Raw genomic sequence first — 20,960 nt, 5'->3', positions numbered from 1 at the left:
AGCTATTCCTAACTTTATCATATCAACCAAAGGATATGAACACCAAAGTAGACCAATTTTTAAGCAGAGCCGAGCAATGGAAGGAAGAATTTGAAACCTTGAGGAATATTGTGCTAGAGTGTGGATTAAATGAAGATTTCAAGTGGGGACAACCTTGCTACACCCTAAATAAAGCCAATATTGTTATCATACATGGATTTAAAGAGTATTGTGCTTTACTATTTTTCAAAGGTGCATTGCTCAATAATTCGCATGGGTTGCTCATTCAACAAACCGACAACGTGCAATCGGCAAGGCAAATGAGATTTACCCAAGTAAAGGAAATAACAAAGTTAAAGCAAGAAATTAAGTCGTGTATATTTGAAGCCATTGAAGTAGAAAAAGCGGGGCTAAAGGTTGAATTGAAAAAAACGGAAGACTTTGAAGTAGCAGATGAATTTAAAGAAAAGCTAGCAGCACTACCTGAGCTAAAAACTGCATTTGAGGCGCTTACGCCAGGTAGGCAACGAGCTTATTTATTTTACTTTTCCGACGCAAAACAAGCTAAAACAAGAGCAGCGAGAGTTGACAAATGTATTCCGCAAATTTTAAATGGCAAAGGTTTGAACGACTAACAAGATGAGCAAAAAACTTACTCCACAGCAAAGCCAAGAGCTATTAAGCATCTTAAAAATCCGTTTCGAAAGTAATATGAAACGGCATCCCAACATAGAATGGCTCAAGGTAGAAGCAAAGTTAGAAGCTGCCTCAGAAAAGTTGTGGTCGCTAAACGAAATGGACATTACCGATGGCGAACCTGATGTGGTGAAATATGATGAAACTACAGACACCTATACTTTTATGGATTGTGCGGCTGAAAGCCCCAAAGGCCGCAGGAGTTTATGTTACGATCACACCGCGTTGGAGGCTAGAAAAGAACATAAACCCAATGACAGTGCAGTAAATATGGCGCTTGAAATGGGGATTGAACTTTTAGATGAAGCTCAATATCGTCAACTACAACAACTTGGAGAATTTGACTTGAAAACTTCAAGCTGGATAAAAACTCCGGAAAATATCCGTAAGCTTGATGGTGCGCTATTTTGCGACCGAAGATATAATACTGTCTTTGTTTATCACAATGGAGCACAATCTTACTATGCAGCAAGAGGCTTTAGAGGACTATTAACGCTTTAGCGCATGTATTCCAAATTAGAGTAAATTAAAATATTTGTCTATATTTAAGCATGTTTTAAACAAACAAACCATAAACGCCCAATTATGCATAATGCCATCAAACGCTCAAAAACGCATGTATTTATTTGCATGTTGCTATTTTGTTCGTGTTTTGTTGCAAGTGCTCAAACTTCTAAGATAGATGACTTATTAAGTCAGCTGAAGCCGACAGATCCTGACACCACAAAAATTAAAGTACTTCGAAAATTATCAGCGGCTTATACCTCCGTTGATCCTATTAAAAAGTACTACTACGCTAATGAATACCTTCATCTTGCACAAAAAAACAATATTGACTCCACTATAGCCAATGCTTATTTGGATATAGGCATTTCGCATGCGGTAAGGAGTAATTTAGATAGCGGACTTTACTATTTCCGGCTGGGCCACGAAAAAGCGAAAGCCATCAACTACCTCAATGGCATGGCCAGAGGGTATGTGAATATGGGTTTTATACTAGATAGGCAAGATAAAAAACGGGAATCTGTAAAAAATTACGAGGAGTCGCTAAAAATATATCGACAGCTCAATCATAAGCGAGGCATTAACCAATGCATCATGAACTTGGGCTCTATCTACTTCGATTTAAAGGAATATAAAACTGCCGACCTTTACTTTAAACAAGTTTTAGAAAATGTACGCGAAACTCCCAATGATCAAGTTGGATTAGCCAATGCGCTTTTTTCTCTGGGAAATTCCAATAGAAAAATTGGTGATCCACGCGTTGCATTGGACTATTTCAAACAAAGCTTAGCTATTAGAGAAAAATTGGGCGATGTAAACGGAATCGCTTTAAGTAATTGGGGAATAGGCTTAGTGTTAAATAATTCGGGGAAATATACGGATGCCTTAAAGCATTTCGAGGTTGCACTTAAAAATAATAGGCAAACAAAAAATGTTTATCAAGAAGCTATTGTTTTAATGTCGATTTCCGAAACTTATCTCAACTTAAAAGACTATAAAAAGGCAGAACAATACGCTAAAACGGCTATGGTGAAGTCAAAGGAATCTGATTCAAAAGGCTTAGTAGCTCAATCATTGGAATATCTGATAAAGGTTGAAACTGCGCAAAAGAAATTTGCCGATGCGCTCGAACATCAGTCTGATTATTTAGCAATTACTGATAGCTTAAAGGAAACGGAGACCAAACGTGAAGTGATTTTAGACGACTTAGCACGAGTAAATACCGACAATAAAAAATTAGAAAAGCATAACGAGAAGATTAGTGCAAAAATTATTGACTACTCCTATGCTATTGCTATTATTTCGGTTTTACTGTTTATACTCATTATACTTTTAGTACTTTACTACAAGAAAAATGCGGGTTATAAAACTGCAAACGAACTGCTAAAGCAGCAGAAATTTCAAACTGCAGAAATTAACGAAGAACTAAGTGCACTTAATGAAGAGTTAAAAACTCAAATGGAAATAGTTTCAGCACAGAACATTGAATTGGAAAAGCTGAACAAAATAAAAAACAAGTTCTTTTCGATTGTATCCCATGACTTACGAAGTCCAATACATTCGCTTAAAGCACTATTTGGCATGTACAGAAGCGGCATATTAAGTGAAGAAGAGTTGAGCGATATTTTGCAACGTTTGGAGGAAACGGTTTATACCACGGCTTCATTTTTAGATAATTTACTGGAATGGTCTAAAAGCCAACTTGAAGGAATTGTTATAAATCCTTCGGAAGTAGATTTGAATGACGTAATTGATCACAACATTAAATTGATGGATTCGCAAATTAGAGCTAAAAATCTGTCGGTGCAAAATAATACTTCGAATGACGATAAAGTATTCGCCGATTTAAACATGGTGCATGTGGTGGTTAGAAATCTTCTTTCTAATGCTGTAAAATTTTGCGACGCTAACTGCCAAATCACGTTTAGCTCCCAAAAACTAAACGGACAAATTAGGTGTGCCATATCAGATACGGGAAGAGGAATTAGCGAAAGTGATTTAGAAAATCTTTTCAACTTAACTCACCATTCACAAACTGGAACTTCCGGAGAAAAAGGACATCATATTGGCCTTATTTTATGTAGAGATATGATTTTGCAGAACAAAGGCACCTTGGAAGTAGAAAGTAAACTTGGCGAAGGGACTACCTTTTACATTACCTTACCCACTGAAGCGGAATAAAACATTACAACTTTCCAACATTTCAACCTTATAACATTTAGGCAATATTGCGTAACTTTGTATTATGATTGAACTTCCAGTTGTTGCGCCAACTACCGAAAAAGCTCGTAAACCAGATTGGTTGAGGGTTAAGTTACCCATTGGTAAAGAGTATGCCCAGGTGAGAAGCCTTGTTGATGAGCACAAATTACACACGATTTGCGAAAGCGGAAATTGTCCAAACATGGGTGAATGTTGGGGTGCTGGTACTGCAACGTTCATGATTTTAGGGAATATCTGCACCCGTTCTTGTTCCTTTTGCGCTGTAGCAACTGGCAGGCCACTAGCTGTAGATACCGATGAACCTAATCGCGTAGCGAATTCAGTGAAGTTAATGGGTGTTAAGCATTGTGTTATCACTTCAGTTGACCGCGATGACTTGAAGGATGGAGGCTCGATCATTTGGGCTGAAACGCTACAAGCAATAAGAAGAGAAAGTCCAATTACCACCTTAGAAACGCTAATTCCAGATTTTAAAGGACAGTGGGATAATTTGTATCGCGTATTGGAGGAAAGACCGGAAGTAGTTTCGCACAATATGGAAACTGTTCGCCGCTTAACTCGTCAGGTACGTATTCAAGCTAAATACGATCGTAGCTTGGAGTGTTTAAAACGCATCTCTGATTTTGGTTTACGTACTAAAACAGGTATTATGCTTGGCTTAGGTGAAACCGAAGAAGATGTTTTTGAAGCAATGGACGATCTAGTGGCTAATGGCGTTCATATCCTTACTTTGGGCCAATATTTACAGCCCACCAAAGCCCACCATCCAGTTGTGGACTGGATTCATCCGGATCAGTTTGCCAAATACAAAGAAATTGGCTTAGCTAAAGGATTAAAGTATGTAGAAAGCGGGCCTTTGGTACGTTCTTCTTATCACGCAGAAAAACATTTGTTTGATATCGAAGGGATTGCTTAATAGCTTCTCCTATTTTCTTGATCACAGCTCATGTCTAAGTTGGCAAGTGCTGGTTCTACATCAATGTTGAAGTTTTGATTTACGCCAAGATTAGGCACAACCAACAATATTCCAAAGCAGCATAAAAAAACACCCCTAGTAATTAAACTAGCGGTGTTCGTTATTGTTAATTAAGGATGGTTCCCGAGATTATCTCTTCACTATTTTAATTACTTGCTTGTTTCCATCGGCAACTAAGCTTACCATATACAAACCTTTCGGCAGTGCCGCTAAATTAACTTTGGTACTGCTTTCTCCTTTCGTTGCTGTTTGCGTCAATTGTTTTCTGCCCTGCATATCCACAATCACAACGTCTGCATTAGCAGTCAGCAATTGATGATTTACAGTAATCCAGCCATCTGTAGGATTTGGATAAGCAGCAAAAGTGGCGTTAATATCACCAACATTAACCACTTTCAGATCGCCTAAAGTAAACTTACCATCTACATCATACTGCTTAAGTTGGTAGTAATTATCACCAGCTAAAGGCGTACGGTCAGTAAAGCTGTACTGATGCTCGCCATCAATATTTTTTGCAGCTTGAGTATTGATTACCGCAAAATTACCCTGACTACCTTTTCTAAGCAGCTCAAACTTAAGTGTGTTTACTTCGTTGGTGGTTTTCCAGCTCAAGTTTACCTGCGGACTTGTTGCAGTACCAACTTTCTTAACATCAAAAGCAATCAAATTCAACGGCAATACACCATCATTAACTACTACAAACGGACTAAATTGGTTAACGCCATTTATAGTTGCAACATAAGGATTAGTGCCCGTTACTGTTGCGCCGTAACCTATGTATGCACCATTATGGTAATTGGCTACGCTCACCGGACCTGTAGCTGAAAAGCCTGCGTTATGGTTGGCGGCAGTCCACTGAAATTGTAAGTTAGCATTAGCTCCGCTACCCAATGGCGTAATGTTCCACTGTAGATTAACGGATTTAGTAGCATTGGAAGGTAATGGATTATCGAAACCTGATTTCAAACTAAAAGAGAAATCACCCGAGGTACCTGTGTTAGCTATAGTAACTGGCGAGTAACCTAAGTTTGTTCCCAAAGGCACTGATATCGAAGTTGAACCAATATTTTTAACAACTAAACTTCCAGTACCACTTGTAACAACATAACCTGTAGCAGCATTATCTCTTGTGATGCTGCTTACAGTTAACGAGTTATTACCTAGTGTTAACACTCCATTTTCTACCGTTAAATTGCTTGAAGCTATTGGCGATTGTAATGTATAATTTCCAACTACATCAACTGTTAGGTCGGTTAGCAAATTACCCGCATCGTTGTACTTATAGTTACCTGTAGCACCCTTTAGGTTTAATTTCACTGATGCCGAGTTTGATTCAAATGTGCCACTGTTTACTACAAAGTCACCGTTTACATTAAAAATTGCATTAACTGTACTGTTTTCTCTTACCAATACACGGCCGCCGTTTTGCTCATAGCTACCCAAACCAATAGTTCCACTGCTATTTAATAAAGCCAAGTAAGTTGTTCCAGTACTATTTACTGTAAACTTGCCTCTAACATTTGAAACTAAATTACCTTGAAAAGCATAGTATCTAGATTGATTTGCGTTATCCCAAGTGACGTTATAATAACTAATTGTATTTTTAAGAATGCCTGTTTGAGATGTAGTTATTCCAGAAATTAAGAAAGTAGAGCCATCTTCAAACGTGATCGTACTTGGCATAGTATTGGAGTTTGCGGCATGTTCATAAACACCGCCATCTTTAACAGTAACAAAATTATAGTTAACCGATGAACTATTTTTCAATCGACCTTTAATAAATACGTTACTTCCTGTTTGGTCCACTTTTAAGGTTCCGTTGTTAGTCACCAACCCATTGATAATTAAATCGTATTTACCGTCATTATTAACTGTTCCATTATTTTCAAATTCGCCATCAATTTGATAAAGTTGGTCGCGGTGAAGGTTCAACGTTTTGCCACTCTCCACAATTAATTTACCACCACCTCTAACTACAATCGAATTCACATAACCATAAGATCCGCTTTGCGCTGTGGTTAAATCGGTTGCATTTGGAGCAATAACTGTATGGTTGGATTGAATAAAAGAAGTTTGTCCTGTACCAAAATGCGGTATCGTAGGTGCTGCTGCCCAAGTACCAGCCGTATTCTTTTCCCAGATACTAGGATCTAACCAAGATCCGCTGCTTACCGTTCTATAATCGCCATCCTTCGCAGCTAACGCGGCATCGCCCTTAACATCTAAATTTTTAAGTGTTACATACCTTCCTGTGCTTGAACTACCCGTCCTGAAATAAAGTCTAAACTTCAATTCCTGTGTAGGTGAAACCGTAATGCCTGTTGAGCCATTCAAAGCAAAAGCGTATCGCTTCGCTCCTGTATTTTGGTTGTCCAACAACCAAGTACCATTGGCAAAAGTTGGATACGAGCCAGTTACAGTTAAAGGATTGCCATTAACCATTCCCGAAGTTAGTAATGTACTCGTGGCAAAATTATCAGTTGAATATTCGATAGCGAAATGACCAGTTGTGCTGAACACCGCCAAATTGAACAATACCGAGTCTACTCTAAGTTCATAAGTAGTAGATGGTTTAACTGTTAATTCAATGTGTTTGGTCTTATCAGTCATGTTCTTCAAACCATTATCTACTTGCCAGCCTCCACCATCAGCTACTGGAGCAAACTGAATGCCCGATGCAGTAGAGTAAGCTGCATTTGCACCAGTGGTTTGATTAGATAATAGGTAGGTCTTTAAATCCAAAGAAGCGGACGTAACCCCATCTTTTAAGTAAGTTGCGCTTGCGTTTTGAGCGAAAGTTAAGCTAGCTAAAGTTTTACTATTTACTAATGGCGTACTTAATGTTTCGCCACTTGCAGTGATGGTTTTGTTGTGAGCGCCTGTTCCTGATACAAAAGTAATATCACCTGATGATAGTCCGGCAACAGCTGCGTTTAACCTCACTAAAACCGATTTTGAGGAAAGAATTCCGTTAGTAATTGGTAGTACGAGAGGACTGGCATTTGTTTTCCAAGTAACACCGTTATCAGCACTAACTTCAAATTTTGCCGGCGGCGTAATGGTGACGTCGGTTTGTAAATACTCGCCGCTTAAAATTAACACCTGTGTTGCCGATGGCTTATCTATACCTTGTTTAAAAGCTTGCAATGTTCCGCTTAAGTTCAAAACTGGAATAGCTGCAATAGTTGCGCTTTCTGAACGTGCCGTTCCGCTGGCCGATGTTGCTTCCACATAATATTCATAAGTTGACATTGATGGAGGCACGGTTTCTTTACCTGTTGTTGGCGCATAAGCCAAATTCACATCATTGCCCGAAATCGTTTGCTCATTCACCAAAGTTGGAGTTCCTCCATCTGCTACGCGATATAAACGATAGGTTACGTTACTTTCAGGCCAGTTTAAATTCCATTTGAAAGTAAGCTCATTACCAGTTTTTGTATACTTGAAATTAGAGATGGCCAACCTGTTAGCTGGCACAGCGTTTCCATCTAAAAATACCGCATAAGGATCCCAAACATTGTTATTTCTATCCTTGAAAACGATATTATTATCTAGATATTCCGCAGCCTCAACTGATGATAACTGCTTCGACCAACTTACACGAGAGCTCACATCCAATGGACTTCCATTCATATCCATTGAGCCATATTCAGCATAAATTACCTTGCTCACATCCGTACCCGCATCCCAAATAGCCCAACCTTCTGGCTTCACCACGTTACTCATTTTCGTGTTGATGAATACCGTTGCCGCTGTAGACTTAGGATCTGCGGTAGCTGCATCGTTTTGCCAAGGTCTACCCAACACATACTTAGTTACTCCCCTGTTAGCAATAATTTGGCAATTTCTAAATAAAAACCCTTTTGTTTCACGAGTGTTAGATGCCGTAATATAACTGCTTGCTTGGTTGTCTACCCTATCCCTTGGGTAAATTACACATTCATCGAAAACAGTTTTAGCGTTACCAAAAATAAAATCTACCACACCCTCAATGTAACACTTATAAAGCGACTGAGGATATTTAGAGTTGTAAGACAAAAACGTATCCTGACCACCTAAAAACCTACAATTTTTGAAAGATGCTCTATCGCCACTTACGTTGATAGCCAATGCTTGTGGAGCATCGCCAGTACTGTTTTCAAAGGTTACGTTAGCCGCACTAAAATCGTCAGAATTGATAATTACCGATGCTGAATTTGCAGTCCCATAAGTACCGCCGCCCGGCATTGTTTTACCATTTGCATTGTTATAGGTAATGATTGTTTTTGCTACATCCTCCCCAATAAATTGGATAAAAGGTTTTGCAATGGTTAAATTCTCGTAATAAACACCTTTCTTAATAAAAATCCGATAAGGTGATGTGGCATTTGAAGGAGCGCTATTTAGTGCAGCTTGAATGGTAGTGTGGGTACCTCCGCCGCTCGGGTCAACTGTTGCACTGTACTGTGCTTCGGCTTTAAACCCTAGCATAAATAACATTATGCTACAAACGATTTTAAACAGATGAGTTTTCATTTTCTTGGTTTACATTTTGCTTTCTAATGGGAAAATATGGAAGCGATTGCACTTCCATATTTTGTGGGTGGATTATTTTTTGATGATTTTTATTTGCTGATGTTGGCCGTCTACTTCTACTTTGAGCAAGTAAAATCCGCTGGCTAATGATGATAAATCCAAAGTAGTACTCAACTGCCCTTTAACTATGGCCGTTTTGCTTTTCTGCTGACCCTGCGTATCCAAAACCGTGATAGCGCCTTTTACTTGTGCCGCACTGTGTTTGATGGTAATAATGCCAGTAGTAGGATTTGGATAAGCATTCAGTTGTTCGGACACATCTAAAATGCTTACAGATCTTACCTCACTTAAAGTAGTTTTTCCATCCTTATCATATTGTTTAAGTTGATAATAGTTGTTGCCCGATAAAGGATTGCGATCAGTAAAGCTATAATTGTGCTCGCCTTCAATGTTTTTGGTAGCTTGTGAATTGATCACTACAAAATCACCGTTATCGCCTTTTCTGCGCAACTCAATTTTTTCGGTATTTACTTCTTTAGCTGTTTTCCAAGTTAGGTTAACCTGCGGATTGGTAGCAGTACCAGCTTTTTTGGCATCGAAAGCAACAAAATCCAAAGGCAACGTTTGTGGGAACCAGTCGATTTTATCTGCGCCAGCATAAATAGGCACAATTACACGTACTACAGAAGCTGGAAGCGGTGTATAACTATAATAACTTGACGGGTTGAAAACGTTAGCTGCATTCAGTTCATCAAACTTAACCGAACGACCACCCGGGTTGAGCATTGCCGGATTAATTTGTCCTGTGATTACAGGCAAGCCAGAATCATCGTATTCATTACCTACCTGTTTCAAACCAAATGATGGCTTATTACCAGTTTTGGAAGTGAACATATCATCAGTGTTATTACCAAAAACTGCTCTAAAATCGGCTAAAGTCCTGTCGGCGTACATGCCCCAACGGGTGTTCAGGTAAAAGTTATTTTCTGCAAAAACGTTAGCGCCATTAGCTGCCGCAATACCATAGAGTTTAACGCCGTCGCTCAAGCAATTCAATACGTGTACTTCACCAAATCTTACCCTTGGATTTCTGGAGTTAGTATTTAAGAAATGATTGGCGTAGTGCGTCACTTTCAAGCGGCCAACATCAGTACCGGCATTATTATCCGAATGACCGATTAAGCCTGTTTTCCAGCTGTTACGATAAATAGTCCATGAAATAGTGACGTAGCTTGCACCATCTTTAATGTCGATACCGCCATCAGGATGCTCCGAATCAGATGGCATAGTAGTTGGATGTCCAACCGTACAATGGTCAACCCAAATATGGTGAGTTTCCGTATTACCAATATTGATACCATCATCATAGTAATCTTGGAAAGTGATATTTCTGATGATAATGTTACTGCTTCTTTTTACGTTGATGCCAAACTTGAAGACAACGTTTTTACGGCCGATAATTGTGAGGTTAGACTGCTCTTGAATATCCAACATATGGTTGCCCCAAACAGCTATTGCCGGACTTAAAGCTACATCTTGGTAAACTCCTTCCTCCAGTACTATCGTTAATGGACTAGCGTCCATGTATTTATACCTGATACGATTATATAGCGTTTGTGCCAACTTGTTAAACTCAGCTGGACCATTAATGTAAATGGTTTTGTTGGTGAAGCCCGGTACAACGGCATCACCACCAGTAGTAGGTCCATTGAAACCATCGCCATTAGCTGATGCGAAACCTACCGGCTGTCTAAAATTGATATTTAGATTATCCGTAAATGTAGCGGTAATGGTCTTATTCCCGTCAACGGTAATGGTTTGCGTAGCATTATTGCCGGTTAAAGCGCCAGACCAGCCTTGGAACACCGAACCTAAAACTGTATTAGCCGTTACTGTTACCACTGTTCCATCTGGATATTCGCCACCTGCCGGATTTAAAGTAATGCTACCAATACCCGTTACACTAGTTGTGATGCGATAAGTATTGATCACCCTGAAATTAGCGGTTACCGTTTTATTACTGTTCATGGTTAGGGTTTGCGGGTTGGTGGTCCCACTTAAATCACCCGACCAATTGTCTAATTTCAATGCAGGTTTTTCTTCGGCCAAAAGCGTAACCTGCTCACCAGCAAAGTATCTGTTATTTGCCCTTGCAGGAGTTATTGCTACCGTTCCGCTATTGGTTGTAGCCACTGATAAGGTGTAAGAGCTACACTGTGTACCCGATAAATCTAATCTATCCAAATTTGGACCGTCGGTTGTTTCCCACGCTAATTTGATGGTATTTACACCAGCACTAAGATTTACAGAAGCCAGAACCTCGGTCCAATCTGTAAATGTTGCAGTTCTTGGGAAATCTACCGTTTGTACAAATACGTCATTCACATACAATGCCGCAGAGCGATTTTCATCCTTAGCAAAAGAATACCTAAACTTTGCAGTTTGTACGCCAGCTTGTTGGTTACAAACAGTGAACGTAATTTGATTGTCGCCTGTGGCTAAAAAATCGATAAAGCCAGTACCCGTAAATCCTGTATGCTGTGTATCTACTTTACCTGTAAAATTTGCGTGCTCTGCTTCATAAGTATTAAAAGTCAGGTTTGGATCAACCGTAACCACAGTTACCGTCCAATTTTTTGTAGTGCTATTTTGAGCGGTAACGGTATAAAGTACTGGCGAGGTAAAATCTTGGGCAGCACCTACACCCGGACTTACACTTGCCAAATTTGAAAGGCTAAATATTACTGGCGTAAGCGATGAAAGACTTACACCAATAGGCATAGTCACTAAAATTTGTCCTGTAGCACTATTAATTGAAGCATTGCCAATTTGATCATTGGAAAGCTTAAAGGCAGTAATTTCTTTTTCAGAAGATAGAATGAATGATGTAGTAACTGTCCAATTTTTAGTGGTGGTACCGTCTTGTGCTGTTACCACATAATTTACTGGACTGGTAAAGTTTTGTACCGAATTAGCTAAAGGACTTACTGTTGCGCCATTAGAGATTGTAAATGTAGTTGGAGCAACGTTGGTGATATTTGTTCCAGTAGCCACATTGATGTTAATTGTTCCAGCAGCGTAATTAATTGTTTCATTACCTACTTGTCCAGGCAATTTAAACGCAGTTACATCTACATCAGAACTTACCGTTGCTACCGCAGATGAGATGGTAAGTACATCAATATCGTTATCGTTTGCTGTAGCGTTTACGATCCTAACACGTCTGATATCCGTAGCTGCAATAGTTGCATTTTGAGTGAAATTAACGCTATACAAACCTGCAGCACACCCAGCAGCAGTGGAGTTGGTTGTCCCTATTTGCACCCAGTCACTTTCTGTGATTGTAGAAAGATCTGTTTTTGTAGTCGCAAAAAAGGTCATCGTTCTAATTGAAGCCCTACTGTTGTTAAATGTAAGCGATGAAACGCCATTACTTAAAATTGGAGTGATAGCGTAAGAACTCTCGCCGCCAATGAACCTAAAACCGTAGGTACCGTCGCACTTGCTTGTAGATCGATAAGCACCTTTCATTACCCAAGTGCCTGAGCTAAGTGTTGCTGAAGTTTCGGTAGTGGGTTTTGTTGTAGGCAAGCCCGTTTCGAACCCCTCCGTAAAGTAATTAGTTTGTGCTTTAGCAAAAACACTTAAAATGAGCAGGCATGCAAATGTTAACGTCTGTATCGTTCGTTTCATGGTGTCGAATTTTTGGGCAAAAGATTTCCATGCCAGCATTTTAGCTAGCATCGAAATCTGGAGAAATGATTAATTTATTTTTTGATGAATTTTTGAGACTGCGGTTTTCCTTCACCTTCGTAAACCAGCACATAGGTTCCAGAAGGTAAAGCAGAAACGTTGATAGTAGTGGAAGAAGAGCCTACAGAGGTATTTGCTTTAACTAGGCTTTTACCATCTAAACCAACTACTTTAAACACACTTGGCTGCTTTACATATTCGTGACTAACGACTAGTTCTTTACTTACAGGGTTAGGGAAGATATTTAAAGCAATGTTTTCTATTTTCACATCTGTTGGTTCGCTATTACTGTATTTTCCATCTTTGTCTCGCTGCTTTAATCTGTAATAGGAAGTTCCTGATAGTGGCCGCAAATCAGTAAAACTGTAACTGTGTGTACCAGGAGTGTTTTTACTCAAAACAGTGCCTACGGCTGAAAATTCTGTATTATCGCTTCTTCTTTCTACAATAAAGTCTTGAGTATTTACTTCATTGGCAGTTTTCCAAGCCAAATTTACAGTTTTGCCCAACGCATCTGGTTTAGCAGAAAAGGAAAGAAGGTCAAGAGGTAATGTGCTATCTGAAGTAACCCCAGAAAAACTAGAAAGTCTTAAGAATAAATATCTTGAAGAACCGGTTGTCCCGGTTAAATAAGGATAAAAACGCAAGTAAACTTTTTGACCATTATCTACATTAATTTTTAAATTGCTGTAGGTAATTGCTCTTTTATCTTGAGTTTGACCTGTAGTATTTGAAGCAACTAGTGGGATTGCTGTTGTTGCATCTGTTGCTGCGTACGTAGCAGCCGTACCTGCAGCGTCGTAATAGGTAGCCAAAGCGGGCATATCAAGAAAATTATTGCCATCTAAGGAGTATTTCACAACCATTCTAACGTTGCCGGTGCCGCCTCCTACTGCCACCACACTAATATCCGTTAACCTTAAAAATTTATTATTAGTTGGTTCTATAATATATTGAGCATAATGAGCTGTGTTTACCACATCATTATCAGAAAAATTAGGAACTGTCGCAGTCGCTCTAAATCTGCCCCAAGAATCATCAGCAGCTAATCCTGTTACAGAAGCGGCATTAGTACTGTTACTATAAGCATATAACTCTAAAGTACCCAGATTTCCAAAACTACCACTAGATGTTTCCAAAGCTGTACCTGCAACGTTTCCAGTAACTGTTTTTACGATACCATAGCTACCGGAACCAGTGCCTTTTGATTCCCACTTCACAGAAAACGGAGTTATTTGAGCTTTTGTTCCTACAGAAAAGAGCATACTGATGCATGCGAAAAAAAGTACACGTTTTTTCATATCAATTTGGTTATAAATTTGGTTAATAGATACTGAGAAGTGCTCTTAATCTTGCATGCAAAAGACTATGAAACACTACTTTATTTAAAATCTAATACAGATTTAAGCATTTGTTTTTTCTTGTAAAAGAGAAAACTGTGCAATCGTTCTCGGAAAAAGAAGGGCAAAAAATCAACAAAATTTGCCTGCAATTCAATTAGCGCCGTTTTTTTTATTAACTAAACGTATAAACAGGAGAGCAAAAAAAATTCAGTCAGGATAATATTTACACAACAACCACGTTGCGTAATAATTTTTTAAGTGTTTGCGGAATTTCTTTAGATAAATCGGATGCACCGACTACGGCTCGATTTCTAGCTAAATCGTCACCAGTTTTACCATGCAGAAACACAGCCAAAATAGCGGCCTCTGCAGTGCTATACCCTTGTGCCAAAAATGAGGTAATCATTCCCGTAAGCACATCCCCCATACCTCCCTGAGCCATAGCTGGATTTCCTGTGCTATTGATAAAAATATCGCCACTTGGCACACATATAAACGTATATTGATTTTTCAATACAATAACCAACTGTAGTTTTTGAGATTGCAAGCTTGCAGTTGCTACCCTATCCCACCAATTATTATGACTACCGAACAACCGATCAAACTCCTTCATATGTGGGGTTATGATGCTTTGAGGTGGTAATACCTGCAACAACTCCTTTTGATTGGCAATTATGTTAATTCCATCTGCATCAATTACCAGCTTTACATTCTTACCGGATAACTGTTCTAAAATCTCCACTTGTGCTTTTCCTGTTCCCAAACCTGGCCCAATAGCTACTGCCTGAAATTTATGCAGATCAATATCTTTGATAGCTTCCCTATCTAAAAACATCGCCTCTGGCAAAGCAACATTTAGCGCCGTTAAACCGCTTTGTGGAATACAAGCTGTTACCAGGCCAGCCCCAGCATGTAAGCAGGCGTTTGTACATAATAATGCCGCACCCATTGTTTCGGTATTTCCAGCAACAACCAAGGCATGACCATAACTACCTTTGTGCGAAAAAGCTGAGCGAGGTTTTAACATTTTACCTACTGCTGTTTCGGTAGTCAGTTTCCACGGAGTAACCACGCTTTGCAAGTAAGGTTCATCCAATCCTATGGGAACAACTTCAAACTTTTTCAAAGCAGGTAAACTTTCAGGAAAGAAGAAATTAATTTTAGGACGTTCAAAAGTGATGCAATAATCAGCACTAACGCCATTATAAACTGGTTCCAAAGCACCCTCGCTTTTAAACCCAGTTGGCACATCCACAGCTACCACATAAGCTCCTGACTGATTGATCAATTGAGCTAGTTTTTCATATTCGCCGCTTAGCGCCCGGTTTAACCCAGCACCTAAAACAGCATCAATTACCAGATCATTTGCCGACAATACCAGGTTACGGGCATCTTCTGGACTTATCAATCCTTCCAGACGCTTTAAGTTTATTTGATAATCTGCCGATGAGTTTTCAGAAAATTGTGTGAGAAATACATTTAAATTATGATAACCACGGGCTTTCAATAGCCTAGCAATCGCCAAACCATCGCCGCCGTTATTTCCCTGTCCGCAAATTACCACAACACGACGCGGCGTATCAGCAAACTTTTCAGTAAAGGCATTTACAAATGAAACCGCCGCCCGCTCCATCAAATCTATAGATGTTATGGCCTGATGCGGAATAGTGTAATAATCAGCTTCTTTCATTTGTATGGCAGTAATCAAATTCTCCATAAATTGAGTGATTTGGCTTAAAACAATTGTAAAGTTACAGTTTCTTGTACGCCCGAACGTTTTTCGGAGGTGTTAGTCTGCTTACGGCGGTGTTTGGTAATCCACTCCGTGTAGTTTTTGGCAGCTAAAGGTTGCGCTAACAATCCACTTCCAATATGCATCAAAGTAATGCTGTTTTCTATTTGTTGCCGTAATTTTTGCAGTTGATGCTGTATGTGCTGTTGCAGTTTGTTGGTTGGTTTAACACGAATCAATTTTAGCAAAGGATGGAGCAATTTGACAGAAAGTTCATTGGCAAAATAAGCATTTGCGGCTGTTATCCGATTTTGCAAGTTCTCTTGTGCTTCAAATCCATCTTGCAGGTACAAGTTATTGATCTGCTGCCTGAATTTCTCCAATAGCACATCTAGTTTTTTAATGGCGCTGGTTATTTCCTGCATTTGCGTTTTTAAGAATGGATTATTCACCTTATAGATTTCAGGATCTTGCTGAATTAAATCAACGCCACTCATCATTGAATTAAAGTTAAAGTGTGCCAAAACCAACTTTAAGATGTATTTTTCCTGTGCCTGCTTCATTAACAAATTTAAATCGCTGGCCATTGCCGGTCGAAGAAAATTGATGACCTCGTTGTTCGATCGTAAACTGTCTTTGTTAATTTTAGATTTTAGGATCAAACCCGATAGCGTTCGTACCCTACTTAAAGCCACGTAAACCTGTCCGCTAATGAAAGATTTACCGGCATCAATAATAGCATGATCAAACGTTAAACCCTGACTTTTATGTATGGTTACTGCCCAAGCTAGTTTAATTGGATATTGTAAAAATTCCCCAACTTGGTTTTGCGAAACTTGTTCATCCTCATCAATTTGATATTCAAAAGATTGCCAAGCGCTTTTGGTAAGCAACAAATCTTCTTCGCCGGGAAAAGCAACGCAAATTTCTCCGTTATCAATCGATTTTATCTTACCGATTTTTCCATTATAGAATTTACGTTCGTCACCAGTATCATTTTTGATGAACATGATTTGTGCGCCTACCTTTAACACAAGCTGCTGCTCCGCCTGTAGTCCTAAATCCTTAAACTCACCGTTAATTTCCGCGTCAAAAGTATGGCTTTCGCCTTGTAGCGCCTCTAACTTTTGTTGGTTAATGGCATTGGCTTCCGCATTGTGTGAAGTAATGATAATTGGATTGATGTCCGCATCATCTTGGAAATCAGGGTCAAATCGTTCATTGAGCAAAGCTAAAGTTTCGTCATCAATCTGATTATTCCTAATGTCGTTTAAAATTTTAATGAAGGTTTCCTCGGTTTGCCTATAAACTTTGGTTAGCTCAATTTGTACTACTGGATTTCGCCGTAGCACCAAAGCATCAAAGAAATAAGGCGAGGCATACGCTTTGCTCAATACCGACCAATCTTCTCTTTTAGTAACTGGCGGAAGCTGAAATAAATCGCCAATGAGCAGCAATTGCAAACCACCAAAGGGACTGCTGTTTTTTCGAACGGAACGCAATAAAGCGTCAATCATATCCATTGTATCACAACGCACCATCGAAACTTCATCAATTACCAGCAATTCCAACTCTCTAAATAGCTTCAGTTTTTCGTTGGTGTAACTTAAATCGTTTACCGTAGATTGAATGGAAGAAAACCCATCCTGAAGATGCTGCAAAGCTACATCACCCGGGAAGAAAGACCCCGGAGGCAGCTGAAAAAATGAGTTGATGGTAGTGCCTTTTGCATTCATCGCTGCCACTCCAGTGGGCGCAACAACAACCATTTTTTTGGCACTTTGCTGTTTTATACGTTTTAGTAACGTTGTTTTTCCGGTACCAGCCTTTCCTGTAAGAAAAACCGATTCATTGGTGTATTCAATGAACTCAAAAATTTGATCAGCAATCGGGTTGGCATCGGAAGTGGAACTCATAGCGCAAATTTAGCTAAATAATTTAGCAGAAGAAACCAAGCGCTTAATTAAAAAGTCGATGGGCAGGTAGATTTTGTCATATTATAAAAAATAACGGAATCAAACTTTTACCAGAAGTTTGCTATTAGATCCCTCCGAAGTCGGGATGACAAGGCGGGTTAGCAGTTAGGCATATCGTTATCCAGGGCGCAGCGAAATAGCTATACCTTATAAGATACACTTACCTTACATTTCCTTTTTCAAAAACTTGCCTGTCAAGCTAATCGGATTTTCAATCAAACCCTCTGGTGTACCTTCGAAAATGATTCTACCGCCGCCAGCGCCGCCTTCTTCACCTAAATCAATTACCCAATCGGCCACTTTTACTACATCCAAGTTGTGCTCAATCACCAAAACCGTGTTGCCTTTATCTACCAACTCATTCAGTACACCCAACAATACGTTGATATCCTCAAAGTGCAAACCTGTAGTCGGCTCATCCAAAATATAGAACGTTTTTCCAGTGTCTTTTTTAGAAAGCTCGGTAGCCAATTTCACACGCTGCGCCTCGCCACCAGACAAAGTAGTGGAAGCCTGCCCTAAACGGATATAGCCCAAACCAACGTCATTCAGCGTTTTAATTTTACGATAGATGACCGGCATATGCTCAAAGAAATGACAGGCATCCTCAATACTCATATCCAACACATCACTGATAGATTTGCCTTTATAGCGTACCTCTAAAGTTTCACGGTTATACCTTCTACCGCCGCATTCTTCGCAAGGCACCTGCACATCTGGCAAAAAGTTCATTTCAATTACTTTCATGCCCGCACCTTGACAAGTTTCACATCTGCCGCCTTTTACGTTAAACGAAAAACGACCAGGTTTATAGCCTCTAATTTTAGCTTCGGGCAAAGCCACAAACAAGTTCCTGATATCGGAAAAAACACCTGTATAAGTTGACGGATTCGAACGTGGTGTACGTCCAATTGGCGCTTGATCAATTTCGATCACTTTGTCAATTTCCTTCAAGCCATCAATTTTTTCATAAGGCAATGGTTTTTTCTTTGCTCTAAAAAAGTGATGGTTCAAAATCGGATAAAGCGTTTCAGTAATTAAGCTAGATTTACCACTACCCGAAACACCAGTTACCGCAATAAATTTACCCAAAGGAAAATCTACCGAAACCTCTTTTAAGTTATGTCCAGTAGCTTTAATGATGGAAAGTTTTTTACCGTTACCTTCTCTACGTTTTTCGGGCACCAAAATTGCTTTTTTACCATTCAAATAAGCCGCGGTTAAGGTGTTAGATTTTAGGATTTGCTTTGGTGTACCCTCCGCAACCACCGTACCGCCATGCACACCTGCCGCCGGACCAATATCCAGTACATAATCAGCCTCCAAAATCATATCCTTATCGTGCTCCACAACCAAAACGGTGTTTCCTAAATCACGCAAGTTTTTTAGGGCAGTAATTAAACGCTCGTTATCACGCTGGTGCAAACCAATACTTGGCTCATCCAAAATGTACATTACATTCATCAGCTGCGATCCAATTTGAGTCGCCAAGCGAATGCGCTGCGCTTCTCCCCCTGATAAGGTTCTAGAAGTACGATCAAGCGTAAGGTAGTTTAAACCTACATCTAACAAGAAACCAATACGAGCTCTAATTTCCTTCAAAATTTCCTTGGCAATGGTATTCTGACGATCGCTTAATCTGCTTTCCACTCCGTCAAACCATTGGTTTAAACTGGAGATGTCCATTTCGGCTAGCTCAAAAATATTCTTGCCATCAACCTTGAAATGCAAACTTTCCTTTTTCAAACGAGCGCCATGGCAAGTAGGGCAAGTTTCCAAACGACGGAAAGCTTCCATATCATCGGCAGCACCCTCTCCCCTTTTCTCCTGCTGCTCTTCCAGAAGTTTAATCAGTCCGTCAAACGTTACTTGGTAATTTTGTACGTTCCATTTATTATAGGCCACTTCTACCGAAATCAAATCTGGAGTACCATTTAAAATCAAATCAATATGCTCTTCACTCAGTTTCTCTAAAGGTGTAGATAACGAAAAATTGTACTTCTTCGCCACTGCTTTCAGCACTTGAAAAACCCAAATATCCCTGTACTCACCAAGCGGAGCCAAACCACCGTTAATAATGCTCAATTTTAGGTTAGGCATTACTGATTTTTTATCCACCACAAACACATAACCCAAACCATCGCAAGTTTCGCAAGCGCCATAGGGCGAGTTAAACGAAAAACTATTAGGTTGCGGTTCATCATAGGAAATTCCTGTAGTGGGACACATCAAAAACTTGCTAAAATGCGCTACGTTATTGTCCTTATCGCTAATTTTAATGATACCTTTTCCCAAACGCATGGCAGTTTGGATGCTATCGCGAAGTCGCTTATCATCTTTTGGATCAACCATTAAGCGGTCAACCACAATTTCGATATCGTGAATTTTATAACGATCTACCTGCATTTTGGCCACAATATCCTTAATCTCTCCATCCACACGCACTTTCACGTAGCCTTGTTTGCGTATTTGCTCAAATAGTTCGCGGTAATGTCCTTTACGGCCTTTCACCACTGGAGCCAAAATATTTACTGCGGATTTTTCAAATTTTTTATAGATATTTTGGAGGATCTGGTCTTCGCTCATGCGCTCCATTTTTTCGCCAGTATTGTACGAAAAAGCATCAGCCACACGTGCGTACAACAAACGCATGAAATCGTAAATTTCAGTAATGGTACCCACCGTTGAACGTGGGTTTTTGCTGGTGGTTTTTTGCTCAATGGCAATCACCGGACTCAAGCCCGAAACTTTGTCCACATCCGGGCGCTCCATACCGCCCATAAATTGGCGTGAATAAGCGCTAAATGTTTCCATGTAACGGCGCTGACCTTCGGCGTAAATGGTATCAAAAGCTAAGCTGGATTTCCCGCTACCACTTAACCCAGTAACCACCACCATTTTATTGCGTGGAAAACTCACGTCAATATTTTTTAGATTGTGCACCCTCGCACCGTAAACCTCAACCTCTTTTTGCTCGCCTAAATCAACCTGGTTTTTAGCCATATATGTATTCGCTCCGTTTTTTAAAGTATTTCTTTGTTAAAACACACAAAACCATCGCTTGTTCCTGCTACTTACCGATGAAGGGTTTCAGACCAAACCTTTGTGCCTATGTGTTAAAAAAAATAGCTTGCAAAATTAGCGAAATAAAAGCACAAAAGCTACGGCTACAAATACTTAAAAGCTTTAAATACCATCATCTTATCAGCCTTTTACATTTGACAAACATTTGTGTTGAATTAGATTTTTTGGAGCGCAATTAC

At 39.6% G+C, this 20,960-nt stretch carries 10 protein-coding genes; 4 read left to right on the top strand and 6 right to left on the bottom strand.

Annotation, left to right across the window (positions count from 1 at the left end; genetic code table 11):
- The first annotated feature begins 35 nt into the window (after positions 1-35).
- The 4 genes from ACY2A0_RS11475 (at position 36) to lipA (ending at position 4,318) form a co-directional block, all read left to right on the top strand.
- The gene (locus tag ACY2A0_RS11475) at positions 36-614 is read left to right on the top strand and encodes a YdeI/OmpD-associated family protein (RefSeq protein WP_461789595.1); all 579 of its coding nucleotides are present in this window, start codon (positions 36-38) and stop codon (positions 612-614) included.
- A gap of 4 nt (positions 615-618) precedes the next feature.
- Positions 619-1,176 (top strand): DUF4256 domain-containing protein, encoded by a 558-nt coding sequence (locus ACY2A0_RS11470; protein WP_461789594.1) that lies wholly within the window; start codon positions 619-621, stop codon positions 1,174-1,176.
- Positions 1,177-1,260: 84 nt separating this feature from the next.
- Complete coding sequence (locus ACY2A0_RS11465; RefSeq protein ID WP_461789593.1) at positions 1,261-3,360, top strand: tetratricopeptide repeat-containing sensor histidine kinase; 2,100 nt, start codon at positions 1,261-1,263, stop codon at positions 3,358-3,360.
- A 64-nt stretch (positions 3,361-3,424) separates the two neighbouring features.
- Complete coding sequence (gene lipA / locus ACY2A0_RS11460; protein ID WP_461789592.1) at positions 3,425-4,318, top strand: lipoyl synthase; 894 nt, start codon at positions 3,425-3,427, stop codon at positions 4,316-4,318.
- Positions 4,319-4,507: 189 nt separating this feature from the next.
- On the opposite strand, the gene ACY2A0_RS11455 is transcribed toward lipA, so the two are convergent.
- The 6 genes from ACY2A0_RS11455 to uvrA all read right to left on the bottom strand — a co-directional run bounded on the left by ACY2A0_RS11455 (position 4,508) and on the right by uvrA (position 20,700).
- Positions 4,508-8,848 carry a pectinesterase family protein gene (locus ACY2A0_RS11455; RefSeq protein WP_461791517.1) on the bottom strand — a complete coding sequence of 1,447 codons (4,341 nt, stop codon included), beginning with the start codon at positions 8,846-8,848 and terminating at the stop codon, positions 4,508-4,510.
- A gap of 117 nt (positions 8,849-8,965) precedes the next feature.
- On the bottom strand, positions 8,966-12,586 hold the full coding sequence (locus ACY2A0_RS11450; RefSeq protein WP_461789590.1) for a pectate lyase family protein: 3,621 nt from the start codon (positions 12,584-12,586) through the stop codon (positions 8,966-8,968).
- A 74-nt stretch (positions 12,587-12,660) separates the two neighbouring features.
- Positions 12,661-13,947: a T9SS type A sorting domain-containing protein gene (locus tag ACY2A0_RS11445; protein ID WP_461789589.1), complete on the bottom strand. Its 1,287-nt coding sequence runs from the start codon at positions 13,945-13,947 to the stop codon at positions 12,661-12,663.
- 265 nt (positions 13,948-14,212) lie between these two features.
- Positions 14,213-15,706: an NAD(P)H-hydrate dehydratase gene (locus ACY2A0_RS11440; protein WP_461789588.1), complete on the bottom strand. Its 1,494-nt coding sequence runs from the start codon at positions 15,704-15,706 to the stop codon at positions 14,213-14,215.
- A gap of 17 nt (positions 15,707-15,723) precedes the next feature.
- The gene (locus ACY2A0_RS11435) at positions 15,724-17,637 is read right to left on the bottom strand and encodes an ATP-dependent DNA helicase (RefSeq protein WP_461789587.1); all 1,914 of its coding nucleotides are present in this window, start codon (positions 17,635-17,637) and stop codon (positions 15,724-15,726) included.
- A 225-nt stretch (positions 17,638-17,862) separates the two neighbouring features.
- Positions 17,863-20,700: an excinuclease ABC subunit UvrA gene (gene uvrA / locus ACY2A0_RS11430; RefSeq protein WP_461789586.1), complete on the bottom strand. Its 2,838-nt coding sequence runs from the start codon at positions 20,698-20,700 to the stop codon at positions 17,863-17,865.
- Positions 20,701-20,960: the final 260 nt, after the last annotated feature.

The organism is Pedobacter sp., from assembly GCF_965249885.1.
Lineage (GTDB): Bacteria > Bacteroidota > Bacteroidia > Sphingobacteriales > Sphingobacteriaceae > Pedobacter.
This window is presented reverse-complemented; position numbering and strand designations above follow the sequence as displayed.